The organism is Prosthecobacter sp. (genome assembly GCF_046154365.1).
GTDB lineage: Bacteria > Verrucomicrobiota > Verrucomicrobiia > Verrucomicrobiales > Verrucomicrobiaceae > Prosthecobacter.
Window position 1 is genome coordinate 146,040 of the sequence record NZ_JBJXFV010000060.1, and the last position, 11,675, is coordinate 157,714.

Annotated in this window: 15 protein-coding genes; 6 read left to right on the forward strand and 9 right to left on the reverse strand. The window is 60.1% G+C overall.

All coding sequences use genetic code 11. From position 1 onward, the window contains the following. The first annotated feature begins 25 nt into the window (after positions 1 to 25). Positions 26 to 919: a PQQ-binding-like beta-propeller repeat protein gene (locus tag ACKVY0_RS07260; protein WP_409214132.1), complete on the forward strand. Its 894-nt coding sequence runs from the start codon at positions 26 to 28 to the stop codon at positions 917 to 919. Here ACKVY0_RS07260 and folP read toward each other — a convergent pair. The 5 genes from folP to ACKVY0_RS07285 are packed head-to-tail and all read right to left on the reverse strand — an operon-like array spanning position 862 to position 3,721. Continuing rightward, a complete protein-coding gene (gene folP, locus ACKVY0_RS07265; RefSeq protein ID WP_409214133.1) occupies positions 862 to 1,746 on the reverse strand; it encodes a dihydropteroate synthase in 885 nt (294 codons plus the stop codon). The genes ACKVY0_RS07260 and folP overlap by 58 nt on opposite strands. Before the next feature lie 36 nt (positions 1,747 to 1,782). Beyond that, on the reverse strand, positions 1,783 to 1,983 hold the full coding sequence (locus tag ACKVY0_RS07270) for a four helix bundle protein (RefSeq protein WP_409214134.1): 201 nt from the start codon (positions 1,981 to 1,983) through the stop codon (positions 1,783 to 1,785). Continuing rightward, positions 1,919 to 2,143, reverse strand: a complete 225-nt coding sequence (locus ACKVY0_RS07275; protein WP_409214135.1) for a four helix bundle protein — start codon at positions 2,141 to 2,143, stop codon at positions 1,919 to 1,921. The genes ACKVY0_RS07270 and ACKVY0_RS07275 overlap by 65 nt, the downstream gene beginning before the upstream one ends. Before the next feature lie 3 nt (positions 2,144 to 2,146). Further along, the gene (locus tag ACKVY0_RS07280; RefSeq protein ID WP_409214136.1) at positions 2,147 to 2,989 is read right to left on the reverse strand and encodes a histidinol-phosphatase HisJ family protein; all 843 of its coding nucleotides are present in this window, start codon (positions 2,987 to 2,989) and stop codon (positions 2,147 to 2,149) included. 6 nt (positions 2,990 to 2,995) lie between these two features. Then, the gene (locus ACKVY0_RS07285; RefSeq protein WP_409214137.1) at positions 2,996 to 3,721 is read right to left on the reverse strand and encodes a Uma2 family endonuclease; all 726 of its coding nucleotides are present in this window, start codon (positions 3,719 to 3,721) and stop codon (positions 2,996 to 2,998) included. A 147-nt stretch (positions 3,722 to 3,868) separates the two neighbouring features. On the opposite strand from ACKVY0_RS07285, the gene ACKVY0_RS07290 reads away from it, so the two are divergent. Genes ACKVY0_RS07290 through ACKVY0_RS07300 form a run of 3 tightly spaced genes read left to right on the forward strand, consistent with a single transcriptional unit; the run spans position 3,869 to position 5,126 of the window. Next, positions 3,869 to 4,108, forward strand: coding sequence for a hypothetical protein (locus ACKVY0_RS07290; protein WP_409214138.1), 240 nt, complete (start codon positions 3,869 to 3,871; stop codon positions 4,106 to 4,108). Between the two features lie 4 nt (positions 4,109 to 4,112). Then, a complete protein-coding gene (locus tag ACKVY0_RS07295; RefSeq protein ID WP_409214139.1) occupies positions 4,113 to 4,544 on the forward strand; it encodes a hypothetical protein in 432 nt (143 codons plus the stop codon). Between the two features lie 33 nt (positions 4,545 to 4,577). Beyond that, entirely contained in the window at positions 4,578 to 5,126 is a 549-nt protein-coding gene (locus ACKVY0_RS07300) for a hypothetical protein (RefSeq protein ID WP_409214140.1), read from the forward strand. A 251-nt stretch (positions 5,127 to 5,377) separates the two neighbouring features. Here the strand turns inward: ACKVY0_RS07300 and ACKVY0_RS07305 are convergent, their stop codons facing one another. Next, positions 5,378 to 6,115 (reverse strand): Uma2 family endonuclease, encoded by a 738-nt coding sequence (locus ACKVY0_RS07305; protein ID WP_409214141.1) that lies wholly within the window; start codon positions 6,113 to 6,115, stop codon positions 5,378 to 5,380. Positions 6,116 to 6,209: 94 nt separating this feature from the next. On the opposite strand from ACKVY0_RS07305, the gene ACKVY0_RS07310 reads away from it, so the two are divergent. Together ACKVY0_RS07310 and ACKVY0_RS07315 are read left to right on the forward strand one after the other, a co-directional pair. Continuing rightward, positions 6,210 to 6,869, forward strand: a complete 660-nt coding sequence (locus ACKVY0_RS07310; protein WP_409214142.1) for an HAD family hydrolase — start codon at positions 6,210 to 6,212, stop codon at positions 6,867 to 6,869. Between the two features lie 80 nt (positions 6,870 to 6,949). After that, positions 6,950 to 7,807, forward strand: a complete 858-nt coding sequence (locus ACKVY0_RS07315; protein ID WP_409214143.1) for a L,D-transpeptidase — start codon at positions 6,950 to 6,952, stop codon at positions 7,805 to 7,807. 431 nt (positions 7,808 to 8,238) lie between these two features. On the opposite strand, the gene secD is transcribed toward ACKVY0_RS07315, so the two are convergent. The 3 genes from secD to ACKVY0_RS07330 all read right to left on the reverse strand — a co-directional run. Continuing rightward, positions 8,239 to 10,659, reverse strand: a complete 2,421-nt coding sequence (secD, locus tag ACKVY0_RS07320; RefSeq protein ID WP_409214144.1) for a protein translocase subunit SecD — start codon at positions 10,657 to 10,659, stop codon at positions 8,239 to 8,241. A 42-nt stretch (positions 10,660 to 10,701) separates the two neighbouring features. Next, positions 10,702 to 11,055, reverse strand: coding sequence for a preprotein translocase subunit YajC (gene yajC / locus ACKVY0_RS07325; RefSeq protein ID WP_409214145.1), 354 nt, complete (start codon positions 11,053 to 11,055; stop codon positions 10,702 to 10,704). A 3-nt stretch (positions 11,056 to 11,058) separates the two neighbouring features. Then, positions 11,059 to 11,675: tRNA-guanine transglycosylase (locus ACKVY0_RS07330; protein ID WP_409214146.1), on the reverse strand; the 617-nt coding region annotated here is incomplete at its 5' end.

Sequence of the window (11,675 nt, forward strand, 5' to 3'; positions counted from 1 at the left end):
GCCGTTATGCTGCACTTATATCCTCATGAAACTTCCATTCATCGTTTTCGCCGTCATTTTTAGCGCTTGGTCCGCCACCAGCCTGTTTGCTGCGCGTCCCATCCTCTGCTGTGACTACAGCGGTCGTGTCACCATTCTCTCTGCCACGGGCGAGATCGAATGGCAGGTGGAGGCTAAAAATCCGCAGGACTGCTGGCAGTTGCCGAATGGAAACATCCTCTTCGCTTATGTGGCTGGTGCCAAAGAAGTGACGCGAGATCAGAAAGTCGTCTGGGAATACCAGGCTCCTGAAAAAGTCGAGTGCCACGCCTGCCAGCCGCTGCCGGACGGCAACGTGCTCGTCGTCGAATGCGGCACCAGCCGGATCATCGAGGTCGATCGCGCGGGCAAGATCGCCAAGGAGATCAAACTCGTCACGAAGCCCGAGGTGAAGCTCCACAACCAGTTCCGTGGCACGCGCAAGACCGCTGACGGTCACTTTCTCGTCTGCTTCAAGGGCGAGAGCAAAATCGTGGAACTCGACGGCGAAGGCAAAGTGCTGCGCGAAGTGCCCGTCCCCGGTGATCCGCATGAAGTGGTGCAACTGGCGAACAAAAACCTCCTCATCACCTGCGGCGACGGCCATAAGGTCGTCGAGGTCGATCCTGCGGGCAAAACCGTGTGGGAACTCAATGAAAACGACCTTCCTGGCAACACGCTGCGGCTTATGGCCGGTTGTCATCGCCTGCCGAATGGCAACACGATCTTCGCCAACTACCTCGGCCACGGCCACATGGGTGAACAAGCGCAGTTTTTTGAACTCACACCTGACAAGAAGGTCGTCTGGGCCTTTGAGGACAAAGGCCGCTTCAAGACGATCAATCAAGTCATGGCGCTGGATGACAAAGGCGACGTGACCAAGGGCGAAGTGCTGCGCTGAACGGCCCACAGCATCTTCACCGTCTGCACGGCCGCTTTGACGTGGTGGACGCGAAAAAGGTGCGCGCCGCGTGTCATGCCAGCGGCGATGCAGGCAACGGTGCCGGGATCGCGTTCGAGTGCGGGAATGCCCAGCACATCGCCGATGACCGTTTTGCGTGAGACGGGCAGTAAAATTGGCCGGTCGAAGCGATGCAACGCACGCAGATGCCGATAGATCGCCAGATTGTCGTCACGCTGCTTCGCGAAGTCGATACCGGGGTCGATCAGGATGTTTTTGTACGGCAACCCGGCGCTTTCGGCGAGTTCGAGCTTCTGCGTGAAGAAATCGACCAGCGTTTCGATGATGTTCGGATACTGCACATGCGTGTGCGGCACCTTCGGCTGGCCGACGCTGTGCATGATGAGCAAACTCGCCCCAAACTCGGCGCACAGTCGCGCATTCGTCGCATCGGGCAGCGCGCTGAGGTCGTTGATGATGTCCCCGCCATGCGGCAAGACGGCGGCGATGACTTCGCTGCGCCAGGTGTTGATGGAAAGCAGCGGCGCATTGAAATTCGCATGCAGCACCGGCCATTGTGCGATGAAGGGCAGCAGCCGGGCAATTTCCTCCTCCACGCTGATTGCCCCGCGATTCGTGCGCGCACTTTCAGCACCGATGTCGATGATGTCGGCTCCATCCAGGAGCTGTTGTTTCGCCTGAGCCAGCGCCTGCGTCGGATCAAGTGTGCCGTCGCCACAGAACGAGTCGTCGTTGATGTTCACAATGCCCATGACCAGCGGGCGGCGTGGGAACTCGATGCGGTGCTGTCGGGCGTGCCAGATCATGATGAAGGCAGGAGGCAGGAGGCAGGAGGCAAAAGGTCAGACATGGGAGCGGAGTTTGGTGATCAGAGAAGTTAGCATGCGTTCGATCTCGATGATCAGCGATTCCCCAGCTTGAAAAGCCTCCTGGCTGACGAAAGCGAGTCGCCGGGCAATCTCGGCTTGAGTTCGCAGTTCATAAAAGAGAACCACGGGCGATGAGAAGGAAGCGAATGTAATCTGGAGTGGACTGCCGGCCATAACCCTCCGCTATGTTGGAAGGGACAGAAATAGCCGCACGGCGCATCTGATCCGACAGGCCGTAAAGCTCTTCTCGTGGAAAGGTGCGTGTCCAGCGGTAGGCTGCCTCGACGATAAGCATGCCCTTCTGCCACACGATGAGATCGCGAAAAGAGTCCATGCGTTAGTCCCTGTTGCCTCCTGCCTCCTGCCTTTTGCCTCCCCAACTCTCCGGCAGCGGCACGATTTTACGCTGGCGCTTCTCAAACCGCACCGTCGTCGTGTAACCAACGCTGCGCACCAGTTCGAGCGCCTTGTCAAAGTCCACGCCGACATCGGTGGGCACATGGGCGTCGGAGTTGATCACGATGGGCACATGGGCGCTGAAGGCCATCTCCAGCATCTCGCGAGCGGGATAGATCTCGCGCACATCTTTGCGCAGGCCGGCGGTGCTGACTTCGAGGATGCCGTTGGTATCGACCAGCGCCTGGATCACGGGAGCGTAGTAGTGCCGCAGATCGCCAGCAGGGCGCAGACCGAAGCGCTTAGCGAGATCGGGGTGCGCATGGAAATCAAACTGCCGCGTGCGGATCATCTGCTCGTAGAGCTTCCAATACATGCCCCACATGTGCTCGATGTCCGTGGCCGTCTTCCAGCGCGACACATGCTTCGGATCATCCACCGCGACGCCGTCATGGATGTAATGCACGCTGCCGATCAGGTAATCCCACTCCGCCATGCCCGCTGTCTCGTCGATCCACTTCTCACGGCCTTCGAGGTGATCACACTCCAGCGCGAGACGAATCGGAAAGTCTGGCAGCGCCTCGCGGGCCTCGTTCACCAGCTCAAAGTAGCGCGGCAGGTCAGAGAGCGGCATACGCCAGTCGTCAAAATGCTGCGGCATCGGGTTGTGATCTGACAGCCCGATCTCCGCGAGGCCGATGCTCTGCGCATGTCGTGCGTAATCGACCGGATTGCCCTCGGCATGCAGGCAAAGCGGCGTGTGCGTGTGGTAGTCGGTGAGCATGAGGCGTTAGCCGATGCTGTCTGGGTCCACGCCGAGTTCACGCAGCTTCGCGGCGAGTTTGTCGGCGCGCGCGGTTTCGGCGATGCGGCCTTCTTTACCCGTAGAGATCAGTTTGCCGTCTGGATCACACCAGCGCAGCCAGGGGCAGGTGATGCCTTCAAATTCACCCTCCCAGATCGTCAAACCGAGGCCGATGCCGTCCAAGGTGCCACTGGATGCTTGCTGGCGGTACTCGCGCTGACCATTGCGTATATCTAGGGCAAAGAGAGTCAGCGATTCCGCTGTGAGATAGTGTGCTGGATCGAATACCGCATACCAAGCGACGCCCATGTGCTCGTAATGGCGCTTTTTGGTGTCGAGCTCACCGCCCTTTTTGTTGGAGACGATCTCGATGACCACCTCCGGAACCTTCCCGTCGTATTGCCAGCTAAAGTAGGCGCGGTGGTCCTTGCTCATGATTTCCTGGAGCGGCTCCACATGCGTCGTCACCAGCACGTCGGGCACGATCGCGGCGCGGTTCAGCGCCACATAGACACCGACGTTCGCCATCGCCACAAAGGGGAAGCCGGGGTTCCAGGAGGCGTGCAGCGACTCGGTAAGTAGGCGCATCTGCTTCTCGGAGAATTGATTGTCCACAGGCGTTTCGTCCTCGGTGATAAGGTTGGAGACATCCGGCGGCGGGGCGAACTCCCACTCTGTGCCCTCGGTTGTGATTTCAGTCCCTGCGATCATGGGCGGATCATAAGCGTTCGCCGCCAAGGCTGCAAGAAAGGAGTCGGAGTTGGATGGCAGCTCGGCTCAGTGGTGTAGTAGAATGTCAGCTAAAATGAAACGAGCACGAAACTTGACGCTCTCCCGTGCGCTGGGTGATAGGCGGCCATGTCTTTTCCGCAGACGAACTGGATGCAGGTCGCGATGGCCACGCTGAATGGCGACACGCGAAGTCGCGTTGCGCTGGCGCAGATGTGCGCGGACTACCGTGAGCCGCTGGTGAGCTTTCTCAGCGCACGCGGTCATGATGCGCGTGACAGCGAGGATCTGGTACAGGAGTTTTTTTTGAAGCTGCTGGAAGCGGGCGGACCGGGAGCGCGGGCGCTTCCGCACTTTTTTGCTCGGTGAGCTGATGCATGTGACCGCTCATGCGCGGGAAAAGGCGGACGCGGTAAAGCGTGGCAGCGAGATCGAGCATGACAGTCTCGACGCGCTGGCGGAGGAGGGTTTTGAGCCGTGCGCGGTACCGGTGGAGATCGGGCGGCGGTTCGATAACGACTGGGCCTTTGGCCTGATAAAAAACACGCTACATGCGCTGGAGGCGGAGTTTGCGGTGCTGCGCTGCTTTTTGCCAGGCGTGGAGGTGGCACCGTCGTATGAGGAGCTATCCGCGCGACTGGGGCAGCCAGCCGCTGCTTTGAAGACGAGGGTGCACCGCATGCGGCAGCGCTTCCGAAAACTGCTGCGCCTGGCGGTGGCGCGCACGGTGAGCGCGCCGTATGAGGTGGATGAAGTGGATGAGGAGCTGGCCAATCTGCGCGCGCTGCTGTCTGAAGCCGCATGAAACCTGAGAGCGAATTTTTGGAAGAACTCTGGAATGACTGAATCCCACACCGCCTGCCAAACCTGCGGCGCCGCCATGGATACTACGCGCAGCGAGGGCGTGTGCGCGATCTGTCTGTTCGGCGATGCGCTGGAAAAAACAGCGGGCGAGAGCTTCGGCGGGCATGAGTTGATCGAGGAACTGGCGCGCGGTGGCATGGGCGTGGTGTATCGCGCGCGACGGCTCAAACCGGGGCGCGAGGTGGCGCTGAAGACACTGCGCGGGGCCTCGCTGGACTCGCCAGATGCGCTGGAGCGCTTCCGCAATGAGGCGGCGGCTATGGCGGGGCTGGAGCATCCGGCGATCCTGCCGGTGTTTCAGTTTGGCGAGTCGGATGGCGTGCCTTTTTGCACCTTGAAGCTCATGCTGCTGCGTGATGCCGGCGTGCTGGAAATCTGGGATCTGAGCACCCTCGCCGCCGAGTTCACCGCCCTCGGCATGCTATGGCATCTGCCGCCGCCCTTATCACCCGCGCCGCCCGGCATCACCGGCCCGGTGCAGGAGACGACGCTACGGCCACTGTATCCGCGTGCCGTTCCCTGAAAGTGTGGTCCGCACACTCCGCCGTGCGGTCAGGGAGCACTCACACTTTGAATGGATTCCGAATCGTGAGCGTTCCTTCGATCACGATGCCGTCCTGCATGTCCTCGGGCTCCAGCACGATGCAGCCTGCGAGGTTGATTCGGCATCGGTCTGACGCCAGAGGAGCGAATGCCCACCCTGAAAGCCTTCATCTTCGATCTCGACGGCACCTTGATCGACTCGCTCGCGGACTGGCGGGAGTCACCGGGGCATCAGGCGATACTGTCGGGGTCAACGCCGAGTTCACGCAGTTTGGCGGCAAGGGCGGCGGCGCGTTTTGCCTCTGCGGCGGCGCGGCCGGCCTCTGCGGTGGCGCGTTCTTGACCGGTCTTGAGCATGCTGCCATCGCGGTCGCTCCAGCGCAGCCAGCCGCTGGACACTCCCTCATACTCACCCTCCCACACCAGCAGTCCGAGTCCCAGCTCACCGAAGGCCGGTTCGGTATGAGGTCGATATTTCCCACCGGCCAGCGTGAAGCAGGTGAGCGTCTGCTCGGAGAGATAATGCATGGGGTCAAACACGGCATACCAGGTGACGCCCATCTGCTGGTAGTTGCGCAGCTTGTGGTCGAGCTCTCCACCCTTGGTGTTGGAGACGATCTCGATGACGACGTCGGGCACCTTGCCGTCGAATATCCAACTGAAGTAGGCTTTGTGCTCCTTGTTCATCAAGTCTTGCAGGGGCTCGACATGCGTCGTGACCAGCACGTCTGGCACGATGGCGGGGCGGTTCAGTGCGACATACACGCCGACATTGGCCATGGCGACAAAGGGGAACCCGGGCCGCCAGGAGGCGTGGATGGACTCGGTGAGCAGGCGCATTTGCTTCTCGGAGAATTGATTGTCCACGGGGGTGTCGTCCTCAGTGATAAGGTTGGAAACGTCTGGGCGGGGGATGGCGTCCTCGTCCCAATCAACAGTGTTCGCTGTGTCAGTGGTGCCTGCGATCATGGGCGGAGCATAAACGGCGGCGCGGCGCACGGCAAGACTGGAGTCCAGGCTCACGCGCAGTTGCTTCCACGCCGGTTTGACGCCAAAGGGCCGCATGCCCATTCTCAAAGCCTTCATCTTCGACCTCGACGGCACCTTGATCGACTCGCTCGCGGACATCGCGGAGTCGATCAACCGGATGCTGGATGCGCGGGGGTATCCGCGCTGCGAACAGGAGGTGTTCAAGCAGATGGTGGGTGATGGGATGGAGAAGCTCGTCGAGAGGGCGCTGCCAGAACACGCTAGGAGTGATGAGCTGATCAAGATTTGCGTGGAGGAGTATCGGGCGCATTACGACACGCTGTGGAATGCGCAGACGCGACCGTATGACGGCATTGTGGAGATGCTGGCGTCGCTGAAGACGCAAGGATTGAAGCTGGGCGTGATCTCGAACAAGGCGCATCGCTTCACAGTGCCGATGACGGAGCATTTTTTTGGCACGGCGGTGTTTGATCACATCCTCGGCCAGCGTGTGGAGGTGCCACGGAAGCCAGCGCCCGATGGCGCGCATGAGATGGCGGCGTTGCTGGGCCTGCAGACGGATGAAATGGCCTATGTGGGCGATTCGGGCATCGACATGCAGTTTGCCAAGAGCAGCGGCATGAAGCCGGTCGGCGTGCGCTGGGGATTTCGCAGCGAGGCGGAGCTGCTGGAGTGCGGCGCGGACGTGCTCATCTCGCACCCTGTGGAATTGTTCGATCTTGCGGGAAAATAATGTTCCACCGATGACTTGAGCGAGGGAAGCACGGCCATTAGTATCGGCCCGCTGTGAAATCCAAATCCCCCCAAACCTTGATGCGTGCCGTTCTCGTTCTCGGCACGGTGTTACTGGCCTCCTGCCAGTTGTTCCGAAAAAAACCCCCAGCGCCGCCGCCGGAGCCGGTGAAGGCCGAATGGAAATACCCCGGTGAATGGACGGGCGGCAGCAAGCCCATCACGAGCATGGTGATCAATGTGGATGCGCAACGTGCCATGCTGTACCACGGCAATGATGTCGTCGGCTGGACCTACGTGGCCAGCGGCATTCCGAGTTTCCCAACGCCAACCGGCAGCTTCAAAATCCTGGAGAAGATCAAGGACAAGGTCTCCAACCTCTACGGCAAGGGCTACGATGCCAAAGGCAAGCTGGTGAACTCGGACTTCAAGCAGGGCCGCGATCTGCTGCCTGAGGGCGGACGTTTTGAAGCCGCGAAGATGACCTACTTCATGCGCCTGACCGGCGATGGTGTGGGTATGCACATTGGTCCGATCCCGAAGCCTGGCCGCCGTGCCTCGCATGGCTGCATCCGCCTGCCTTCCAAGATGGCACCGATCCTGTTTGAGCACACTTCCCTCGGCACGCCGGTGACGATCACTGGCAGCGGCCCGGAGTATGCGACCTACCTCAAGCAATCCGCTGAGAAGGCGAAAGCAAACGCGGCGAAGCTGGCCGCCTCCAAGAAAAAAGCAGAGGAAGCCGCGGCGCAGGCCGCTGCGGCAACGACTCTCGCTCCTGATGATCCGAACGGCCCAAAAGGTGGCGTAGTGCCGCCTGCGGGCACCGCCCCGGCGCCCACGACGCCACCGCTCGGTGCGCCTCCGGGAACGCCAGCCGCACCGCCGGAAGAAGTGAAGCCAGCGGCACCGGCAAATGCACCTCCGGCGAACAATTGATTCATCAACCACGAAGGCGGGCAGTAATGCCCGCCTTTTTTATGCCTGCGTCTCGCGAATAACTTGGCGAGTTTCGATGCGGTTTTGATCGGCAAAAAGATGGGCGGTAAAAAATGCGAAGCCAGATTTCATTTTTTACCGCCCATCTTTTTGCCGATATGCCTGCCGTTTGAAAGTTACTCTCCGTCCCACCATCAAGCCGCCTTGAGTTCAGGTGCTCTGCGGCGTTCACGGCGGTGTCGTCGAGCGACATCGGAGTCATTCGCGCTGGCGGTCAGCGATCCGTTTCCACGCAATCCTCAAGATGAAGTTCGCCTCATCGTTGGCTGGAGTGTGTGATAATCACCCGGTCAGACCACAGGTGAAGAGCTTGAAGCAAAAACGGCAAGCGACCGGTAGATCGCTTGCCGTCGTGATTCGAAGCTTTCGGTTTACACCTTGCTGCCACTGGCGACGGCCGCCGCAGCGACGGCCTGCTGTGCCTTCATCTGCTCGATCTGGGCGTCGAGCACCTGGCGCTTGAGGCTGGTGCCGGTCTTCTTCGCGTACCACAGCACAAGCGGAGAGGCGATGAAGATGGAGGAGTAGGTGCCGAGCAGCACGCCGATGGTGATCGGCATGGCGAACTCGAGCATGGCCGGGTTGCCGAGGAACAGCAGCACGATCATTGGTGCAAGAGCCGTGGGGCCGGTGAGGAGCGTGCGGGAGAGCGTTTTGCAGATGGCCTCGTTCATCATCTCACGCATGCTGCCGCCGGTGCCCTTCTGGATCGTTTCGCGGATACGGTCGAAGACGACGATGGTGTCGTTGATCGAATAACCGGCGATGGTGAGCAGCGCACCGACGTGGATGATGCTGAGTTCTTGGCCAAACAAAACGCACAGGCCGGGAACCATGAGCACGTCATGGAACAGGGCGATGATGGCACCGAGGGCGAAGGCGAACTCGTAGCGCATCATCAGATAGAGGAAGATCGCGATCAGGGCGGCGAACATGGCCCAGACCGATTGTTTGGCCAGTTCATCACCGATGACGGAGCCGACGGTGGCGATGCTGGTGCCGAGAACGGTGTCGTTGTTCCAATGGCTGTTGATGGCGCTCTGGATCACCACGCCGCTCTTTTCTTCACAGCGAATGCTGATGTTGACGGCACCGCCGGCGCTTTTGCGCTGGATGTAGTAGGTCTTGAGATCGCCGCCGTCCGCCTGCTTGAGCGGCTTGAGCAACTTGTCGAACTCAGCATCGGGGATGTCTTTGCCCGGTTTGAGGGTCACATCGACGCGGCTGCCGCCACGGAAGTCGATGCCGAAACTGGCAGCGCCCTTGTAGGCGATGGTGCCAAAGGAGATCGCGGTGACGACGAGCGAGGCGATGATGAACTTTGGCGCGGATGACAGGATGTCGAAGACCTTGTCGGGGATGATGCGCGTGGTGTGGATTTTGTGCAGGAGGTTCTTGTCCACGACCCACATGAAGATCACGCGGGTGACAATGAGGGCGCCGACCATGGAGGACAGCAGGCCGATCATGAGCGTGACGGCGAAGCCTTTGACCAGGCCGCCGGAGATGACGAACAAGATGACGGCGGAGATGAGCGTGGTGATGTTCGAGTCGGCGATGGCGGAGAAGGCTTTCTCAAACGCGGCTTCCAACGCGGCACCGAGCGTCTTCCCGGCCTCCATTTCTTCTCGCAAGCGTTCGTAGATGAGCACGTTTGCATCCACGGCCATGCCGATGGTCAGCACGACACCGGCAATGCCCGGCATGGTCAGCGTGAAGCCAAACAAGGCCATGGAGCCGAACAGAATGGCGATGTTGATGACCAGACCGACGATCGCCACGATGCCGGCGAGGCGGTAGATGAACAACATGAAGCAGGTGGTGATGATGAGCGCGGTGATGCCGATCCACTTGCCCTGATCAATCGAGGACTGGCCGTAGGCGGAGGACACTGAGCTTTCCGCGAGGATTTTCATCGGGTTCTGCAAGGGATTGCTCAGCAGCGTGGCCAGCGTGTCGGCCTCCTGCTGGCTGAAACCCTTGCCACCACCGCCGGAGATTTCCGCTGTGCCGCCAAAATTTTTCGTTTTCAACACCGGCGCGGAGTGAATGTGGTTGTCCACAATGATGGCCATGCTGTGCATGTAATGAACAGCAGCCAGATCGTCGAAGAGCTTGGCACCCTCGCTGTCGAATTGGAGCGCCACCTTGTTGCCTTCGGCATCGACGGTGCGGAAGGCTTTGGAAACGTATTTGCCCTCGATTTCCGCCGCGTCACGGACGAGTTCAGACTTGGTGAGGACGGTGCCGTCTTTGGCGGTGATGGGATTGCTGTACTCCATTTCGATCCAGCCGGGCTCCTTGATGCCGCCACGGGCCTTGATCTGTTCCAGCTTCGAAGCGCTGTCGGGATGCACGCGACGAAACTCAAGGTGCGCCACCGTCTGGATGGTGTCACGCACGCCCTTGATCTCCTCATCAGTGATGCCGGGCATCTGGATCACGATGCGGTCCGTGCCTTCCGGCTGCATGCTGAGATCCTTCTGGCCGTCTGGATTCAGACGCTTTTCGAGAATCGCGATGGCCTGCTGCACATCGCTGCTGGTGACCAGTTTGGGCGTGCCGTCGTCATTCTTGCTGGGGGCGAGCTGCACGATGAATTCGCTGCCGCCCTGCAGGTCGATGCCGAGCTTGAGGCCCATCGTGTTCGCGGTGTAAATGGCCGAGAAGGCGGTGAGCGCGACGAGCAGCGTGCCGATCCAGCGCTTGGTCTTATGCACGGCGGTGCCAATATAGACGAGCAGCATCAACAGGATGGAGGCACCGACGAGGAAGGTGGCGAAGGGATTCATGAACAGGTTGGCAGGGGGTTGGGGAAATCAGGCGGATTCAACTCAGGCCTCGGTCGCATCGACGACATCGGACTTTTTCGTCACAGCGGCGATCTTGCTGCGCTCGTACTCGACTTTGACGTTGTCGGCGATCTTGACCATGACCGTACGGTCCTTCACGCTGGTGATGATGCCATGCACACCGCTTTCCATAATGACATGGTCGCTTACGGTGACGCTGGCGATGAGCTTTTGATGCTCCTTCATCTTGAGCTGCTGCGGGCGTATCATCAGCATATACATCACTACCATCATGAGGAGCATCATGACGGGCATATTGCCAAAGAAGCCGCCCTGGCCTCCACCAGAAGCAGCTTGGGCCAGAAGAAGGGTGTTATCGAGGAATGGAGAGATCATGATTCAGGGGCGGCAGGGTGGGGACGTGTATTTGGCGACGACCTCTGCCCGGAACTCGGCGAAACAACCTTGTTCGATCGCTTGACGTGCCCTGGACGCGAGGGACGCGTAGAAATGCAGGTTATGGAGAGAAATCAACCGCAAACCCAGAATCTCCTGGGCCTGCACCAAATGCCGGATGTAGGCCCTGGAAAAGCCCCGGCACAGCGGGTGCGTATCCTCAGCGATGTCGCGGAAATCCTTCGCGTGGCAGGCATTGCGCAGGTTCAGCGTGCCTTCATGGGTGAACGCGGTGCCGTTGCGGGCCAGTCGCGTGGGCAAAACGCAGTCAAACATGTCGATCCCGCGTGCGATCAGCTCAATCATCTGCGGCGGCGTGCCCAGACCCATGGCGTAGCGTGCCTGATTCGCCGGCAGCAGTGGGCAGGTCCATTCCGCGATGTGCATCATGTCCTTCTCCGGCTCTCCCACGCTCAACCCGCCGATCGCGTAGCCATCAAAGCCGATCGCCACCAGCTCCCGCGCTGATTTTTCACGCAGCTCTTTATAGACACTGCCCTGCACGATCCCGAAGTGTAACTGCGCTCCACCGCCCGTCTGCGGCCGGTGTTCATCAATCC